Annotated in this window: 21 protein-coding genes and 1 pseudogene; 5 read left to right on the forward strand and 17 right to left on the reverse strand. The window is 60.2% G+C overall.

Annotated elements, in window-relative coordinates; all coding sequences use genetic code 11:
• Positions 1 to 40: 40 nt before the first annotated feature.
• Positions 41 to 1226, reverse strand: a pseudogene (locus RG540_RS01395) (acetate/propionate family kinase).
• Positions 1223 to 2167, reverse strand: a complete 945-nt coding sequence (locus RG540_RS01400) for a bifunctional enoyl-CoA hydratase/phosphate acetyltransferase (RefSeq protein WP_244446604.1) — start codon at positions 2165 to 2167, stop codon at positions 1223 to 1225. Before RG540_RS01400 ends, RG540_RS01395 begins: the two are co-directional and overlap by 4 nt.
• Before the next feature lie 157 nt (positions 2168 to 2324).
• Here RG540_RS01400 and RG540_RS01405 point away from each other — a divergent pair, with 157 nt between their 5' ends.
• Positions 2325 to 3839 (forward strand): bifunctional aminoglycoside phosphotransferase/ATP-binding protein, encoded by a 1515-nt coding sequence (locus RG540_RS01405; protein WP_038583863.1) that lies wholly within the window; start codon positions 2325 to 2327, stop codon positions 3837 to 3839.
• A gap of 12 nt (positions 3840 to 3851) precedes the next feature.
• On the opposite strand, the gene adhP is transcribed toward RG540_RS01405, so the two are convergent.
• On the reverse strand, positions 3852 to 4880 hold the full coding sequence (gene adhP, locus RG540_RS01410) for an alcohol dehydrogenase AdhP (protein WP_038583866.1): 1029 nt from the start codon (positions 4878 to 4880) through the stop codon (positions 3852 to 3854).
• A 212-nt stretch (positions 4881 to 5092) separates the two neighbouring features.
• Here adhP and RG540_RS01415 point away from each other — a divergent pair, with 212 nt between their 5' ends.
• The gene (locus RG540_RS01415) at positions 5093 to 5536 is read left to right on the forward strand and encodes a hypothetical protein (RefSeq protein WP_157884555.1); all 444 of its coding nucleotides are present in this window, start codon (positions 5093 to 5095) and stop codon (positions 5534 to 5536) included.
• Positions 5537 to 5606: 70 nt separating this feature from the next.
• Here the strand turns inward: RG540_RS01415 and RG540_RS01420 are convergent, their stop codons facing one another.
• The 9 genes from RG540_RS01420 to RG540_RS01460 all read right to left on the reverse strand — a co-directional run bounded on the left by RG540_RS01420 (position 5607) and on the right by RG540_RS01460 (position 11363).
• Positions 5607 to 5870: a DUF1488 family protein gene (locus RG540_RS01420; protein ID WP_038540019.1), complete on the reverse strand. Its 264-nt coding sequence runs from the start codon at positions 5868 to 5870 to the stop codon at positions 5607 to 5609.
• 419 nt (positions 5871 to 6289) lie between these two features.
• Positions 6290 to 6580, reverse strand: a complete 291-nt coding sequence (locus RG540_RS01425) for a hypothetical protein (protein ID WP_038548735.1) — start codon at positions 6578 to 6580, stop codon at positions 6290 to 6292.
• A 138-nt stretch (positions 6581 to 6718) separates the two neighbouring features.
• On the reverse strand, positions 6719 to 7759 hold the full coding sequence (locus RG540_RS01430) for a fatty acid desaturase (RefSeq protein ID WP_038583869.1): 1041 nt from the start codon (positions 7757 to 7759) through the stop codon (positions 6719 to 6721).
• A gap of 86 nt (positions 7760 to 7845) precedes the next feature.
• Complete coding sequence (locus RG540_RS01435; RefSeq protein WP_038583870.1) at positions 7846 to 8226, reverse strand: DUF6481 family protein; 381 nt, start codon at positions 8224 to 8226, stop codon at positions 7846 to 7848.
• Positions 8227 to 8407: 181 nt separating this feature from the next.
• Positions 8408 to 8617, reverse strand: coding sequence for a cold-shock protein (locus tag RG540_RS01440; RefSeq protein ID WP_037085395.1), 210 nt, complete (start codon positions 8615 to 8617; stop codon positions 8408 to 8410).
• 283 nt (positions 8618 to 8900) lie between these two features.
• The gene (locus tag RG540_RS01445; RefSeq protein WP_038583873.1) at positions 8901 to 9716 is read right to left on the reverse strand and encodes a transglutaminase-like domain-containing protein; all 816 of its coding nucleotides are present in this window, start codon (positions 9714 to 9716) and stop codon (positions 8901 to 8903) included.
• A 75-nt stretch (positions 9717 to 9791) separates the two neighbouring features.
• Positions 9792 to 10688: a transglutaminase family protein gene (locus tag RG540_RS01450; RefSeq protein ID WP_038583876.1), complete on the reverse strand. Its 897-nt coding sequence runs from the start codon at positions 10686 to 10688 to the stop codon at positions 9792 to 9794.
• A 173-nt stretch (positions 10689 to 10861) separates the two neighbouring features.
• Positions 10862 to 11107, reverse strand: coding sequence for a hypothetical protein (locus RG540_RS01455; protein WP_038540034.1), 246 nt, complete (start codon positions 11105 to 11107; stop codon positions 10862 to 10864).
• A gap of 73 nt (positions 11108 to 11180) precedes the next feature.
• A complete protein-coding gene (locus RG540_RS01460; RefSeq protein ID WP_038540037.1) occupies positions 11181 to 11363 on the reverse strand; it encodes a hypothetical protein in 183 nt (60 codons plus the stop codon).
• Between the two features lie 332 nt (positions 11364 to 11695).
• On the opposite strand from RG540_RS01460, the gene RG540_RS01465 reads away from it, so the two are divergent.
• Positions 11696 to 11923 (forward strand): hypothetical protein, encoded by a 228-nt coding sequence (locus RG540_RS01465; protein ID WP_038583878.1) that lies wholly within the window; start codon positions 11696 to 11698, stop codon positions 11921 to 11923.
• Positions 11924 to 12142: 219 nt separating this feature from the next.
• Here the strand turns inward: RG540_RS01465 and RG540_RS32795 are convergent, their stop codons facing one another.
• The 3 genes from RG540_RS32795 to RG540_RS32205 all read right to left on the reverse strand — a co-directional run bounded on the left by RG540_RS32795 (position 12143) and on the right by RG540_RS32205 (position 12949).
• Positions 12143 to 12283: a hypothetical protein gene (locus tag RG540_RS32795; RefSeq protein WP_167551667.1), complete on the reverse strand. Its 141-nt coding sequence runs from the start codon at positions 12281 to 12283 to the stop codon at positions 12143 to 12145.
• Between the two features lie 114 nt (positions 12284 to 12397).
• The gene (locus RG540_RS01470; RefSeq protein WP_038583880.1) at positions 12398 to 12652 is read right to left on the reverse strand and encodes a hypothetical protein; all 255 of its coding nucleotides are present in this window, start codon (positions 12650 to 12652) and stop codon (positions 12398 to 12400) included.
• A gap of 78 nt (positions 12653 to 12730) precedes the next feature.
• The gene (locus RG540_RS32205) at positions 12731 to 12949 is read right to left on the reverse strand and encodes a hypothetical protein (protein WP_151040875.1); all 219 of its coding nucleotides are present in this window, start codon (positions 12947 to 12949) and stop codon (positions 12731 to 12733) included.
• Between RG540_RS32205 and RG540_RS01475 the strand changes: the two genes are divergently transcribed.
• Together RG540_RS01475 and RG540_RS32800 are read left to right on the forward strand one after the other, a co-directional pair.
• On the forward strand, positions 12948 to 13157 hold the full coding sequence (locus RG540_RS01475) for a cold-shock protein (RefSeq protein ID WP_038592822.1): 210 nt from the start codon (positions 12948 to 12950) through the stop codon (positions 13155 to 13157). The genes RG540_RS32205 and RG540_RS01475 overlap by 2 nt on opposite strands.
• Before the next feature lie 111 nt (positions 13158 to 13268).
• On the forward strand, positions 13269 to 13439 hold the full coding sequence (locus tag RG540_RS32800) for a hypothetical protein (RefSeq protein WP_167551668.1): 171 nt from the start codon (positions 13269 to 13271) through the stop codon (positions 13437 to 13439).
• A gap of 40 nt (positions 13440 to 13479) precedes the next feature.
• Here the strand turns inward: RG540_RS32800 and RG540_RS32805 are convergent, their stop codons facing one another.
• Positions 13480 to 13647, reverse strand: coding sequence for a hypothetical protein (locus tag RG540_RS32805; protein WP_167551669.1), 168 nt, complete (start codon positions 13645 to 13647; stop codon positions 13480 to 13482).
• A gap of 92 nt (positions 13648 to 13739) precedes the next feature.
• Entirely contained in the window at positions 13740 to 14852 is a 1113-nt protein-coding gene (locus tag RG540_RS01480) for an ABC transporter permease (RefSeq protein ID WP_038583882.1), read from the reverse strand.
• Positions 14853 to 14855 lie beyond the last annotated feature (3 nt).

Below are 14855 nucleotides of genomic sequence, written 5' to 3' on the forward strand. Positions count from 1 at the left end.
CACATCTACCGCGGGTTTCCACCCGGGCTCATGACATGGATCAAGGCTGCGAATTGAGGATGGCGAGGCATTCCTCGGCGATCATCCGTTCCTCGTCGGTCGGGATGACATAAACCGCGACGCGGGCCGCGGGCGTGCTGATCTTCAGGGCGTTGCTGTGGTTTGCCGCCGTATCCAGTTCGACGCCGAGCCAGAGCAGGCGTTCGGCGACGCGCTTCCGAACCTCCGGCTGGTTCTCCCCGATGCCGGCGGTGAAGACCAGCGCATCGAGACCGCCGAGCGTCGAGGCAAGCCTTCCGACCTCTCCGGCGATCCTGAGCGCGAAAAGATCGATTGCCTCCTGGGCCTGGCTGCCGCCGTCCCCGATCAGTTCGCGGGTATCGCCGCTGAGACCAGAGACGCCGAGGAGGCCGGATTTATGGTAGAGCATATCCTCCACCTCCTCGACCGATTTCCCGAGCGGACCTAGGAAATGCAAGAGCACGCCCGGATCGAGCCAGCCCGGCCTCGTCGCCATCGGAATGCCGTCGAGCGTCGAGAAGCCCATGCTGGAATCGCGGCTCTTTCCGTTCTCGATGGCGCAGAGGCTGGCGCCGCTGCCGAGATGGGCGATGATGACTTTGCCGTCCGCGATATCCGGCGCCTTGGCGGCCAGTGCGCCGGCCACATATTGATAGGAAAGTCCGTGGAAGCCGTACCGTTTGATGCCCTGGTCATGATAGGCGCGCGGCCATACCGCGCCGCCGCACGAGATCGGACTGTGTCGCATGGAAAGTTGTATCGAAGGAGCCGGTCTGGAAAAGCGCCGGGCGCAGGTGCCTGACGGCCTTGATCATCCGCAGTGCCTGGGGCTGATGGAGCGGCGCCAGGTCCGTCAACGACCGGACCTTGGCGATCGTCTCGGTCGTGAGTTCCACCGGGCCGTCGAAGACGTCGCCACCGTGGACGATCCGATGGCCGGCGGAGGTGACGGCGTCGAGATCGAAATGCTTGTCGAGTTCCCGGAACACCTCGTCCATCAGCTCGGCCAGATCGTCGCCGGCCTCGCCCTTCAGCGGCAGCTCGAACTGTTCCGGCCCTTCTTTCAGATGCAGCGTCAGCGGATAGGTTCCGAAATCGACGACTGCCTTGCCGATCCGTTCCGGCCTTTCGCCGTCCACCTTGAAGATGCCGATCTTCACCGTCGAAGAGCCGGCATTGAACGTCAGGAGAAGGTTGTCCGTCATAGAGGCATCCTTGCTTCAAGTCGTTTCGCAGCCATGAGCCTCGCAAGAGCGGCCGACGCGGTTCGAACCTTGGCCGGGTCTGCGCGGCTTGTCAGTATGATAGGAACCCGGGCGCCGAGGACCAGTCCTGCGGCGTCTGCACCGGCGAAATAAATGAGCTGCTTGGCGAGCATATTGCCGGCTTCGAGATCGGGAACCAGCAGGATATCCGCCCGGCCGGCGACCGGAGAGGTGATACACTTTGCCTGCGCGGCCTCGATGCTGATTGCATTGTCGAAGGCGAGCGGACCGTCGACGACCGCTCCTTCGATCTGTCCGCGCGCTGCCATGACGGTCAAGGCCGCCGCGTCCAGCGTCGAGGGCATCTTGCTGTTGACGGTCTCGACGGCGGCCAACACCGCCACAAGCGGCTTTGCGACGCCGAGAAGATGCATGAGATCGACCGCATTCTGGCAGATGTCGCGCTTCCGGTCGAGGTCCGGCTGGATGTTGATTGCCGCGTCGGTGACGATCAGCAGCTTGTCATAGGCCGGAATGTCCATGACGTAGACATGGCTCATGCGCCGCCCGGTCTTCAGTTTCGACGCCGGCGCGACCACCGCCGAAAGCAATTCGTCGCTGTGCAGGCTGCCTTTCATCAGGGCAGCGACCTTGGCTGTCGAGGCAAGTTCGACGCTGCGGTCGGCCGCCGCATGGCTGTGCTCGACAGGCTCGATGTCGATGCCGGCAAGCGAAAGTTCGGCGGCGTCCGCTATCGCCCTGATCTTGTGCTCCGGGCCGACCAGGATCGGATCGAGAAGGCCTTGTTCCTTGAGTTCCACGGCAGAGCGCAGCGTTTCGGTCGAGCATGGATGCACGACTGCCGTCCGCATCGCCGGCAGCGAAATCGCTTGGCGGATGATGGCCTCGTAACGGCCGTGATGTCTGAGCATGATGTCCACGGGAATCGACCTGTTCCTCTCGCCGAGAGCGCATGAGGGGGCGCCTACGGTGACCTGTGTCGCCCGGAACGGAGCCGCTTTCCTTGACACAGCTCAATGTGTCGACGCCGCGATCCGTGGACTGTCGAGCCGGTGCCGTTCAGCATAAGGTGCAGCTATGATGACACAAGATCAGAGCAAGACGGCGGCCTTTCTGGCCAACCCGGCATCCTATGGGCCAGCAGTCCCCGTCGAGCGGATGGAGACGCATATCTCGTTGATTTTCCTCGTTGGCGACCGAGTCTACAAGCTGAAGAAGGCGCTCAAACTTCCCTATCTCGATTTTTCGACCGCCGCAATCCGCGAGGATGCCTGCCGCAAGGAAGTCGCGCTGAACAGCGAGACTGCTCCCGGTCTCTATATCGGCGCGCGGCGGATCACCCGCTCGGACGCCGGCACTTTGGAGTTTGATGGCGACGGGCCGCTCGTCGATGCCGTCGTCGAAATGACCCGGTTCGAACAGGGCCAGCTCTTCGACCGGATGGCGATCGCTGGCCATCTGACGCAGGAGTTGATGACGCAGACCGCCCGGATGATCGCGTTCTATCATCGCCGTGCACCGGCTGTCTCGAAGGGAGGCGGGGCGGCAAATATTGAGGCTGTTCTCGACATCAACGATGCCGGGTTTGCGACCAGCCATGTCTTCGGTGCGGGAGAGGTGGCGAAACTCAGCGAGATCTTCCGGTCACGGCTCGTGCAACACAGCGAACTTCTCGACCAGCGCGCGCTGGCGGGCAAGGTCCGCCGCTGCCATGGCGATCTTCACTTGCGCAATATTTGCCTGCTGGGCGGCAAGCCATGCCTGTTCGACTGCATCGAATTCAATCTCGGGATCGCCACCGTCGATGTCCTCTATGACCTTGCCTTTCTGCTGATGGATCTCTGGCACCGCGGTTTCCCCGACCTCGCCAATCTGGTGATGAACCGCTATCTCGATGAAACCGACGACGAGGATGGGTTCTGCCTGCTGCCGTTCCTGATGGCGATCAGGGCCGCGGTCCGCGCGCATGTGACGGCAACCCAGGCCGAAGAGCCAGGCCAGGATGCCGCCAGACTGGGGCAGGAAGCGAAGTCCTATTTCGATCTCGCCCATGGTCTTCTGAGGGAAACGTCGCCGCGCCTGATCGCGATCGGCGGCCTCAGCGGTTCCGGCAAGACGACGGTCGCGGATCGCTTGGCCGCCAAGGTCGGCGCGCCGCCGGGTGCGAGGATCGTCGAAAGCGATCGTATCCGGAAAGCCCTGCATGGGGTCTCGGCGGAGACGAGGCTTCCCGTTTCCGCCTATCAACCCGATGTATCGAGGAAGGTCTATCGCGAGATGGCGAGGCATGCGGAACGGATTCTGGCTCAGGGAGGATCCGTCGTCGCTGACGCAGTCTTCGACGATCCAGACAACCGGCACCTCATGGAGGCTGCTGCTGCAAAGACCCATGCCAGCTTTCAGGGCATCTGGCTCGAGGCAGATCCGGAACTGCTCTGGCTGCGGGTCCGCGAACGGGCAGGAGGCCCCTCGGATGCCACCACGGACGTGCTGTCCGGGCAATTGGCCCGTAAGCCCACGGATATAACCTGGCGGCATCTCGATGCGTCGAAAGAGCCCGATGCGGTTGCCGCCGCGATCCTGCACGAATGATCACAAGGGTGTTTACGAAAAATCCAGCACCATACGCCCGTCAATCTTGCCGTCCTTCAGGCGTGCGAAGATGTCGTTGATGTCTTCGAGCGGCGCCTTGTGGATCTCCGCCTTGACCTTGCCTTCCGTGGCAAAGGCGATCGCCTCGTCGAGATCGCGTCGTGTCCCGACGATCGAGCCGCGCACCGTGATACGTTTGAGTACGACGTCAAAGATCGGCGTCGGGAACTCGCCGGGCGGTAGGCCGACCAGGCTGACAGTTCCCTTGCGTCTCACCATCCGGATCGCCTGGGAGAAAGCCGGCGGCGAGACGGCGGTGACCAGAACGCCATGCGCGCCGCCGCCGGTTGCCTTCAGCGTGTCCTCGACGGCGCTCAGAGAACGAGCGTCGACGGCGAGATCGGCGCCGAGGCTGCGGGCAAGCTCCAGCTTTTCCGGGCTGACGTCGAGTGCCACCACATGGAAACCCATCGCCTTGGCATATTGAATTGCGACGTGGCCGAGCCCGCCGATGCCGGAAATCGCCACCCATTCGCCGGGCCTCGCTTCGGTCTCCTTGAGGCCTTTGTAGGTGGTCACGCCAGCGCAGAGGATCGGCGAGATTGCCGCAAAGTCGACATTCTGCGGCAGTCTTGCGGCGAAGGCGGCGGATGCGATGACATATTCGGCAAATCCGCCATTGCAGCTATAGCCGGTATTGTGCTGGTGCTCGCAAAGCGTCTCCCAGCCGGTCTCGCAATATTCGCAGCTAAGGCATGCGTCGTGCAGCCAGGCAACGCCGACGGCGTCGCCTTCCTTCAATCCTGTCACGCCCGGGCCGAGCTCAACGACGATGCCGGCCGCCTCATGTCCGGGAATGAACGGCGGGTTGGGCTTGACCGGCCAGTCGCCATCGGCGGCGTGAAGGTCGGTGTGGCAGACGCCGCAGGCCATGACCTTGACGAGGATTTCGCCAGGCCCCGGCACGGGCACCGGGACACACTCGATCGCAAGCGGTTTGCCGAATTGATGCACGACAGCGGCTTTCATCGTTCGCGTCATGTTCGTCTCCTTGTTGTGGAAAGCATGAATGCGGCAACGATTACCTCGGACGCGGGCCGCTTCATTGACCCAGCGCAAGCGCGGGGCCGACAGTTCAGCCCCGCGTCCGTTGATGCGCGTCAATGTTCATGGCGCCGATAGCACTCAGAAATAGGGTTTGGAGAGCCGGCCCGGGCGATCTGCATGGGCCTTCCTGGAGCGAGGATATGGAGATGGATTACGACGTGGGTGTCCTCAACGCTGCGGATGTCTATCGTGCTTACGCGGTCGTCCAACTGGTCATGTCAGGGCTGGATCTGCAGCGATGGAAGCGGCTGACCGCTTCGGCCTCATTGCGCCGTGATTGGCTGGCGGTGACGGATGCGCAAGGGTACGTTCGCGGCCTTTGCCACGTCTTCACCCGCGAGCACCCGGTCTACGGGCGCCAGCTCGAAATCCCCCTCTTTGCATCCGTCAGCCTCCTTGATGACCAGCGCATTGCAAGACATCTTTTCGAATTCGCCAAGCTAAGGGCAAAACTGGACGGGTGTGAGAAGGTCCACTTCTGGTCCTCCGCATCGAGAGACTGGGGCAGCCTCGATACACTCAGGGACGCAGAATCCTGGGACGATGGATTGGTCTATGATATGGGCACTGACCGGGCCACAATTCACTGACCGCGTTGAGCGCCCGGAGCCTCGAAGGCAGCGGGCCGCCTCTCGGTAGGCGATCAGATTCCGATCCGGATTAGCCGAGATCGGCCGCCGTCAGCGTATAGGTAGTGCCCCGGTTGGGGCGATATGCCCTCATTGCGGCATCCTGGATGCTGGATCTGGCCGCATCAAAGGCCTGGAGGTAATCGTTCTCCGACATGCCCGTCGCCGTCCTGCTGGCGAGTGCTTCGGCTTCCACGAAAAATCTGACTTCGAACATGCCGTCATAGCCCAGGAAGCGAACGACCTTGCGCGCTTCGTCGAAACTGCGGCTTCTGTTCGGAAATATCAGGGTCATGACGATTTCAATTCGAGATGGAACGCGTTCTCTGGGGCGGCGTTCCGGGTTTCTGATGATGCGTATTGCCAGGTCAGAATAGGTCGCGAAGTAGGATGAAGAGAATGAATGCCATGCAAACAGCCGGCACCGCGATGCGGAACAGGTGTGCGTAGCCTGCCCGGTGTAATTGCGGGCCTGTCTGGGAAGAAGGTTGGATTCGCCTGATGGAAGACATGTCGTCGTCCTCCTCCTTGGGGCCAGGGCTCGAGCCCTTGATCGCAGCGCCCGTTCTGAATCTGCTACCTGCGGCTAATATGGGTCGAAAACGGACAAATACAAGGGTATTTCTCTCTGCTCCTCAAGAGAAGAGAGATCTGCTGCAGCCGTATTTCACATGATCCGGCTGCTGCATATCGCACGGTATAACCGCATATCGGTTATTTGTTCTTCAGAAGCCATATCTTGCCGGCCATGGTGATTCCATGCGCCGATTCTTCCACCGAGACGTCCTCGTTGAGGACACGCAGAAGGCCGTGTTCCCGCAGTTCGTTCAGTGTCGTCGTCGTCAGGAACTTGATCTTCTGCGGCCGTTCCTTGAACCGGTCGTTCCGCGCGTAAGTCACGACCGCGTTCAGATGCGTCCACTTCTTGGCTTCCTGCGGGAACAGGTCACCATCCTTCGCCAGCTTGAGGCCCCTGACCTGGGTCGGCGTCAGCTCGACAGTCAGCGCATGCGCCGCCGGCGTCGGGGCGGTGGTCGTTTTGGTGTTCTCGGTCGTATTCAATGTACAGTCCTTGATCGGTAGGGAGGTAGTCTTTGTGCATCGGTGCTCAGGCGGTGGTTCCAGCCTCGCCGATTGCAGCGGTTAAGAAGTCTTCGCCGCCTTGGCGGCATCGCGAAACGACAGGAGCTTTCGGCTCTTTTCGTCCCAGAGCACGAGTTTGACGCATTGGATACTCTGCCAAAGCGTTATGCGGCCGATGCCGGCCAGTTCGGGGTGATCGCGCAGCACCTCGGGCAGCCGGTAGTAGGGAATCCTGCTCGACAGGTGGTGGACGTGGTGGATGCCGATATTGCCGGTCAGCCACCGAAGCACCAGCGGGAGGTCGTAATGGGAGGCGCCGTGAAGGGCGGACTCCGGAAACTGCCAGTCCTCGGTCTTCGACCAATGGGTCTCCTCGAACTGGTGCTGAACGTAGAAGAGCCAGACGCCGGCGGCCCCTGCGATCAGCACGATCGGCAGGTGGACCAGCAGAAAGGGCACCAGCCCGATCGCCCATATCATCAAGGCCGCAAGAACAGCGATCGCGAGATTGGTCGCCATCGTGGAAATCCAGGGCAGGGCGCCGGAACCCATCATTCCGAAGGGCAGGCGCTGCTTGAAGAGGAAAAGCCAGGCGGGTCCGATGCCGAACATTACCAGCGGATGGCGGTAAAGGCGATAGGCGAGCCGGCGCGACCAGGGAAGGGCCTGATATTCTGTGATCGTCAGCGTGGTGATGTCGCCGACGCCGCGTTCGTCGAGGTTTCCAGCCGAGGCGTGGTGGGCGGCATGTGCCCGGCGCCAGTAATCATAAGGCGTCAGGGTCAGCACTCCCAGCACGCGTCCGGTCCAATTGTCCAAGCGTCGACGTGCGAAGAACGAGCCGTGCCCGCAATCATGCTGGATCATGAACAGCCGCAGCAGAAAAGCGGCGGCGGGAAGGACGAGGATCAGCCCGATCGGGAAACCCAGGAATACGGAAATATAGGCGCCGGCCCAGAGGACGGCGAACGGCAGCACCGTGACAAGCAGTTCGAAGCTGCTGCGTCCGAAACGCGGCTGCCGATATTTAGAAAGAATCTTCAGCCACGCGCCGACATCGTCTTCGGTATCGGGCGCTGGCGCATAGGCTCTGGCGTTCATGGAAATCGATCCACCTTTTTTGCCTCGGCATGCGGCGGGCCCGAAGCGGGATGTGCCTGCATGATTTCAGGCACATGCCTCGAATATCAGCCCTGACGGGCCTTGCGTGCCGCGTAACGACGATCGCGCTCCGCCTTGCGGGCGGCTTCATCGGCAACGACCCGGGCAACCCGGGCGTTGGTTTCCGCTTGCTGGGCCTCGGCTGCGGCCTTTTCATGGGCTTCCGCGGCTGCGGCCAATGCGGCAGCTTCCTGCAGCTGGCGTTCGTTCTCCGCCGCCTTCAGCGCTTCGCGCTCGGCACGGCGGGCTTCTCTCGCGGCGGCAAGGGCCTCGCGTTCGGCGCGTCGTTCCTGCACGGCGGGATCGGTCAGTTTAGGGGCGGACGCAAACTTCGCCAAAAGCTCTCGCTTGGCATCCGCCGCTGTCTTGCGGCGCTCGGCAAAGCTGTTGTCGCTCGGGTGTCTCAATGTATCTTCCTTGTCAGATCTTGAATGTGGAGGTTGAAAACGAATATCGCGTTTAACGGGAAGTTATACGGATGTTCGCGTCAGCCAAATGCCTCAACGGAAAAAGGCCAGACATATGCCTGGCCTTCACATATCTTTTGCCGCCATGCCAGTACATCCGTGGTCATGGGAGGCTAAAGTTTTAGGCAGCCTGAAGCTGGCCTGCGGACATCTTGCCCGACTTGCGGTCACGCTCAAGTTCAAAGCCGAGCTTCTGGCCTTCAACGATCGAGCTCATGCCGGCGCGTTCGACGGCCGAGATGTGAACGAAGACGTCGGCGCTGCCGTCGTCAGGCTGAATGAAGCCGAAGCCCTTGGTGGCATTGAACCATTTAACTGTGCCAGTGGCCATAACGAACCCTTTCATAGCAACATTGATAATCCGCCGGGCGACGCACGGCGGGTGTTTCGACTTTTGAGAGGGAAAGTTCGTCAAGAAGCGCGATGCGCAGCAAAAACAAATATCGGCAAACAAAGTATCGATATCCCCTACCTAATGCATCATGACCGAAGTGTCAACTTTTTGTTTTGAAATTCATGAGACGCGCAACCATGAGTGGTTTTTGTTGATAGCGGAAGAATATCAACGGTACCCCTTTCGGGCTTGAGCGCCGAAGGGCCGGCAGTTTGAAGATTTAGGCGAAGGCCGGTATTTCTTCGGTCGTCACCTGGAAAGAAGCCAGGATCGCCGGGCCGAAGGCAGTCGAGAGCGCCACGTCCGTCGCGTCTCGCCCGGTCGCCATCAGGATGCGCCCGATGCGGGGTTTGTTATGACGGGCATCGACGGTATTCCAGCGCCCGCCGAGATAGACCTGGAACCAGGCGCTGAAATCCATCGGGTTGATATCCACCGGGACGCCGATATCGCCGAGATAGCCGGTGCAGTAACGCGCCGGAATGTTCATGCAGCGGCAAAGCGTGATGGCGAGATGCGCGAAATCGCGGCAGACGCCTGTGCGATCGGTGAATCCTCCAAAGGCTGTCCGCAGCGGATCCGCGTTCTGGTAGTTGAAAGTGATGTGGTTGTGGGCGAAGTCGAGGATCGCCTGCACCCGCGGCCAGCCGAGAGGCGTCGTGGAAAATGTCTTCCAGGCGAAATCCGCCAGGCGATCGGTGTCGCAGTAGCGGCTGCCGAGCAGGAAGACCAGCACGTCGTCCGGCAGATCCTTGATGTCGTGCTGGAAGGCGTTTTGCGGCACCGGGTCGGGCATGCCGTCGTCGTAGATCTCGAATTCGGTCGAGATCGTCGTCAACCCCGGCGGTGCCACGATCCGGCTGCAGGCGTTTCCGAAACTGTCGAGATAGCTCCAGGCCTCGATCGGGCGGTCGAAGCTCAGCACTTGGTCGGTCAAAAGGTCCGCCCGACGCGAGGGATGGATATTCAGAACCAGTAGCATCGCCGTATCATGCTGGCATTCATACCCTATGCGAAACCCTGCGCGTATCTTCATGATCGTATCCCTATGGAGAAACTCTGGCCGAAATGGCAGTTCAGCGGCAACGCTCGAATAATCCGGGTGTTCCGGTTACCCGTGGAGTTTCACGCTTTGGTCATCGGTCGTCACGTTAACCTGCACGGACATGCTGTCGAAATCGGTATCGTCGCCATCGTAACTTCCCGATAGCGGGATCGCCTGCCGCGGATCGCGGGCAACACCCACGCGTATCAGGTCGCGATTGCCGACGATACCGTTGGTGGGATCGAATTCCACCCACCCGGCGCCGGGAAGATAGACCTGGCACCAGGCGTGGGTCGATCCGCCGCCGAGCGTTATCGAGCCGTCGCGGTCGGGCACGTAGATATAGCCGGTCACGAAACGCGCCGCCAAGCCGAGCGACCGCGCCGCCTCCATCATCAGCAGTGCGAAATCGCGACAGGTGCCGCGACGCAGCTGCAGGGTTTCAAGCGGCGGTTGCGTCCCGTGTTCGGAGCGCCTGGCGTAGATGAAACCCTCGTGGAGCGCGAAACACATGGTCATCAGCAGATGGCCGGTTTCGGTGGCATGGCCGACCCTGACGAATTGCCGTGCCCATTTGCCAACCCGGTCCTCGGGATCGGGATAGTGGCGCTGGATCGTCCTCTCCAGATCGAAGGCTTCTTCCGGATCGTATACGAACGGATAGCTGAGTGCCTCTTCGTCGATCTGGAAGTCCATCGCCACCTGCGGCGTGTGGTCGAGGCGGATATTGGTTTCGAACCGTAGTTCGGAAGACGCCTTCGATATCCCGACCAGCGCGACGCAATTGCCGAAGACATCATGGATCCATCGGACGTAGTCCGGTTTTGGATAAACGTTGAGCTGGGAGCTTAGTAAAGTCTGGTCGAAACTATCCCGCGGCCTGAACATCAGCCTGTGTTCGCCGAACTCTACCGGCCTGGTATACCGATAGGAGGTGACATGCCGGACGGAAAATATCGTCATCCAATTCACCCCAAGAGCAGTAAGGTCGGCACGCGCTGGCGCGGGGGCTTTCATCGAACCCTGCTTGATCACCGCTATAACAGCCGCCATGCCAAGGCGATAGGAAAAACCAGCCGCACCCGGTAAATTACGATAATCCCGAACACTGCATAGGAACCCCGAGAGGGGTTACCTCACTGGTCTCGACGCTGCAGCGGATATTCACCGGCGTCGTAGAGTTTCTGTATCTGCGTGCTGTCGAACCGGGCTTCTTCGACCTCGAGAATGGACCCGCGCAACAGTGATGCAGGCATTACCTCGATTGCAAAACGCAAGGCCTCGGCCACGGTTTCGAACCTCTTGTAGCCAAGCCTGCTCGTTCTCTTCCAGTTCTTGCACGGGTAGAGCCCCGCGCCGGCATTGTAGTTGAAGGCGGCCATGCTGGTGTCCTTGTGGTCGAGGAGATGTGCGAGGGGATGATCCGAACGAATAACCTCGTCGGAGCGATCCGTGTCAGGCCGGCTGCAATTGCGATGCGCGCCTCTGGAGGCGTTCCTGCTTTTGCGCGAGCTTGAGCTCCCGGCTTCTCAGCGCTTGTCTCTGGCGAAACTCCTGCAGCTTCGCTGCATTGGAGCCTTCTTCTGCATCGGGTTTGCGAAACAGATTCTGGGCGGCATTACGGACGGTATCGATCATTGATGTAACCTTAAAGGGTAGACTGCGGGACGCGACAACGGCCAACGCAAGAATTCTCCAGCCGACGGGGCGGAGTTCGACGTTCGCAAAATCAAGGGTGTCGCCAAGCAACCGGCAAGGCCGGGAGGATCAGGTAGCCGAAAAGGCTGAAAACGTGAATCATATATGGCGAAATAATGCGTCGGTTTCAAGACTTGTCTCAAAACGGATAGGCGGTGCTTGCCATGGGCGGGAATGAGGCCCATCGTGGCTGGTCGGCTGCAACTGACAAGGGCGCAGCCGCCTGAGGGACCCGATGCGAGCCCTAGCCCCCACGACCAAGGAGGGGCACGATGTCCTCACGATCCTCGCATCCGAATTTCCAGCTTTATTTCCAGAAAATGCTGACGAACAACCAGCCGCAGGCTGAACAAGCCGCAGAAAGCTGCCCCGACGCCTCGAGCCTGCATGCCATCTTCCGGGATATGCTGATCCAGGGACCGCCGCTGACGGGTTCGGAGATTTGGCTTGACGGCATCCGCGCCACCCGCATTTCGAAAAAGCCTCCCGGATTGCGTTAGCCGGCAACGCTTTCCGCCGACGCAGGGATTGGAGATAGGATCACATCTCCGCGCCCGAAGGGAGCGAATGGTTGAAGAACACATTTTCCGAGAAAGCGAAACGCAAACGATCCAGCAACGACCGGATGGCAATCATCCCTGTCGCCTGCTTGAGCCCGCGAATTTCGAAGGGGGATCGGCGTCGGAGGCGCCGTGGTGCGGCGCCGCCTGCTCGAAATATTATTTCGGCTTCTTGCCCAAGGTGAGGCCGCTGCCGGCGAGCTTGACCTGTGCGCCTGCGGGCGCGGCCGTCACGGCTGCAGTCTTGTCTTTTTTCGGTTTGCGAGTTTCGCGGTTACTTCGTACCTGGCCTTTAGCCATTTTGTCCTCCTTGGGCGGCGATGGATAGTGGAGAGTGAGACCGTTGTTCGGCAGACAGGCATGCAAAGCGTGAAATGACGGATCTGCGAAATCCTGCCTTTGCCAGCCGAACTATCAAAGCTGCGGTATTGTGGAATCTCTGTGTTTGCTCAAAGAAGCCGATATTGCGGCCCCAAAGCTCTTCTCGGGATGATCGCCAAAACGGGCAAGCATCATGGCTGCTCCCGCCGTGTCGCCCCGACCGCCGACAAGCATTCCGCTTGGCTGCGCACGCTCACTGAATTGGTGAAGTTCGATATTTTCCCGGTATCCGGGGCCGCTGACGCGGACCAGGTTGCGGGAGGTGGTCTGAGAGAATTCGGAAGACATGACGTCCTCCTTTCATTGGGGCCAGGGCGTGAAAATCCTGAAGCAGCAGCGCCCTTTATATAGCTGCTGAAGTCGTCATCATGCGCCGGACTTGCGCCAAAGGCAATGTGCCGGGTTGCGAGAAATGCCTTGCTCAAGACATAGTTGACCGATAGGGGTTACCATCGAAATTGGTTGTCGAGCTTCGTTTTCACGCCTTTTGCGTTCGAGCTGATCTTTCCTTTCAAAATCGATCTCTTTTGTCGCCGGCATTTTGCCGGACGGCGACCTGTGTTCGATCGGAAGGATCATCTTCATGAGCAACGGAATCGTAAAATTTTTCAACACCTCCAAGGGTTTCGGCTTTATCCAGCCCGCCGACGGATCGACGGACGTGTTCGTCCACATCTCGGCCGTCGAACGTTCGGGAATGACCTATCTGGCTGAAGGTCAGAAGGTGAGCTTCGATGTCGTGCGGGACAACCGCACCGGCAAGAATGCAGCTGAAAACCTGCAGATCGCCTAAAGCCAAAACCGACTCCGGTCTTTGACCACGGATGTACCGGCACGGACCGTTGAAGCGAGTCGGGTGGCTAGCCCCGCTCGGCCTTTCTCTTCGAATAACGAAAGAATTTCCATGAAAAAGACAGATGCAGAACAGCAGATAAAGCGGGCCCAGCGCCAGGTCGTCAATACCAGCGGCGGCGGCCATCTCGGCGGCACCAACCACGGCCAGGGCTATGACGCCAAGACCTCTTCCGCAAAGGGCAAGGCCGACAAGGGCCGCAAGGCCGGCGGCAAGAACTAAGCATCACATTATGCGGGCCGAGGAGCACTTCGGCCCGTTTTTACTTGCGCTTGGGAGCAACCGGCTGTTTCTCCGGCTTTCGGGGATGGCCCGGCGCGATGGGATCGCTTGCCGGAAAAGTCTCTTCGAGCGACTCTTCCAGGTAATCGTCCTGCTCCTTGGCGATATCTTTGGCGGACGTTCCGGGTGAAGGCCTCTCTTTTCCCATTTTCGAGCTTCCTCATTGATCGACCCGGTAATTCTACTCCCGTTTCTTCGCCGGCAGAAGCAGGAATAAGCACCGGCATGTTCAGGTAGGCCTTATCGCAACGACCTGCGGAAGCCGCGCAGCGAGAAGGCAAACAACACCGTTGCGATGACGAACAGCCACGCAAATTGCGGCCAAACCACAGAAAACCCGGCGCCGCGGTAAAGGATCGCCTGGGCGAGCAGGATGAAATGTGTGTTCGGCGCGGCGAGCATGATCGTCTGGATCACTTCCGGCATGCTTTCGCGGGGCGTGGTCGCGCCGGAGAGGATCTGCAGCGGCAGCAGCACCAGCATCAGCAGCAGGCCGAACTGCGGCATCGAGCCGGCAAGCGTCGCGAGCGCGATACCCATCGCGGTTGCAGCGAGAAGATGGAGCGCCGCTCCTGCCATGAACAGCGCGATCGATCCTTCGACCGGAACCTTCAGCAATCCCTGCACCACGAAGATCAGCGAAAGCAGGGTGGCGACGAACACCACCAGCCCCATCGACCACACTTTTGCAGCCATGATTTCGAACGGCGTCAGCGGCATCACCAGGAGATGCTCGACAGTGCCGTGTTCCCGCTCGCGGATGAGGGCGGTGCCGGTCAGGATGATCGCCAGCATGGTGACGTTGTTGATGACGTTCATCACCGAGGCGAACCACATCTGGTTGAGTTCGGGATTAAACCGGGCACGCAATGCGAGGTCCACGGTTGGCGTTCGACCGTCGATATCCGCGGCGGCAAAACCGGCGACTTCGGTCGAGACGATATTCTGCACATATCCGGATCCGGAAAACGCCTGGGTCATGCGGGTCGCATCGACATTGAGCTGGACGACGGGGGATTTGCCGGCGATCAGGTCGCTCTGGAAGTTCGGCGGAATATCGAGCGCGAACGTGTCGGTGCCGGCATCCATGCGAGCATCCATCTCGCCCGCCGTGATCATCGCCGGCGGTTTGAAATAGGGTTGCAGGAAAGAGTCGGCGATCCGCCGCGAGAGTGGCGAATTGTCCTCGTCGACGATCGCGATCGGCGCATTGTTCAATGTCTCGGGAACCGCTTTTGCTTCCGTATAAACGGCGATCGTGAAGGAATAGACGATCAGTCCGAGCAATATCGGATCGCGCATCAGCCCGCGCAATTCCTTGATCCCGAGGTGGAAGATATTGGCGAGCCGCATCCG

The organism is Neorhizobium galegae bv. orientalis str. HAMBI 540 (assembly GCF_000731315.1).
In the GTDB taxonomy this organism is placed as follows: domain Bacteria; phylum Pseudomonadota; class Alphaproteobacteria; order Rhizobiales; family Rhizobiaceae; genus Neorhizobium; species Neorhizobium galegae.

Coding starts and splice junctions, on each gene's coding strand:
- RG540_RS01405 (WP_038583863.1), top strand. CDS start 2,325: ATGATGACACAAGATCAGAGCAAGACGGCGGCCTTTCTGGCCAACCCG.
- adhP (WP_038583866.1), bottom strand. CDS start 4,880: ATGACGCGAACGATGAAAGCCGCTGTCGTGCATCAATTCGGCAAACCG.
- RG540_RS01415 (WP_157884555.1), top strand. CDS start 5,093: ATGGATTACGACGTGGGTGTCCTCAACGCTGCGGATGTCTATCGTGCT.
- RG540_RS01420 (WP_038540019.1), bottom strand. CDS start 5,870: ATGACCCTGATATTTCCGAACAGAAGCCGCAGTTTCGACGAAGCGCGC.
- RG540_RS01430 (WP_038583869.1), bottom strand. CDS start 7,759: ATGAACGCCAGAGCCTATGCGCCAGCGCCCGATACCGAAGACGATGTC.
- RG540_RS01440 (WP_037085395.1), bottom strand. CDS start 8,617: ATGGCCACTGGCACAGTTAAATGGTTCAATGCCACCAAGGGCTTCGGC.
- RG540_RS01445 (WP_038583873.1), bottom strand. CDS start 9,716: ATGAAGATACGCGCAGGGTTTCGCATAGGGTATGAATGCCAGCATGAT.
- RG540_RS01450 (WP_038583876.1), bottom strand. CDS start 10,688: ATGACGATATTTTCCGTCCGGCATGTCACCTCCTATCGGTATACCAGG.
- RG540_RS01455 (WP_038540034.1), bottom strand. CDS start 11,107: ATGGCCGCCTTCAACTACAATGCCGGCGCGGGGCTCTACCCGTGCAAG.
- RG540_RS01460 (WP_038540037.1), bottom strand. CDS start 11,363: ATGATCGATACCGTCCGTAATGCCGCCCAGAATCTGTTTCGCAAACCC.
- RG540_RS01465 (WP_038583878.1), top strand. CDS start 11,696: ATGTCCTCACGATCCTCGCATCCGAATTTCCAGCTTTATTTCCAGAAA.
- RG540_RS32795 (WP_167551667.1), bottom strand. CDS start 12,283: ATGGCTAAAGGCCAGGTACGAAGTAACCGCGAAACTCGCAAACCGAAA.
- RG540_RS01470 (WP_038583880.1), bottom strand. CDS start 12,652: ATGTCTTCCGAATTCTCTCAGACCACCTCCCGCAACCTGGTCCGCGTC.
- RG540_RS01475 (WP_038592822.1), top strand. CDS start 12,948: ATGAGCAACGGAATCGTAAAATTTTTCAACACCTCCAAGGGTTTCGGC.
- RG540_RS32205 (WP_151040875.1), bottom strand. CDS start 12,949: ATGAAGATGATCCTTCCGATCGAACACAGGTCGCCGTCCGGCAAAATG.
- RG540_RS32800 (WP_167551668.1), top strand. CDS start 13,269: ATGAAAAAGACAGATGCAGAACAGCAGATAAAGCGGGCCCAGCGCCAG.
- RG540_RS32805 (WP_167551669.1), bottom strand. CDS start 13,647: ATGGGAAAAGAGAGGCCTTCACCCGGAACGTCCGCCAAAGATATCGCC.
- RG540_RS01480 (WP_038583882.1), bottom strand. CDS start 14,852: ATGCGGCTCGCCAATATCTTCCACCTCGGGATCAAGGAATTGCGCGGG.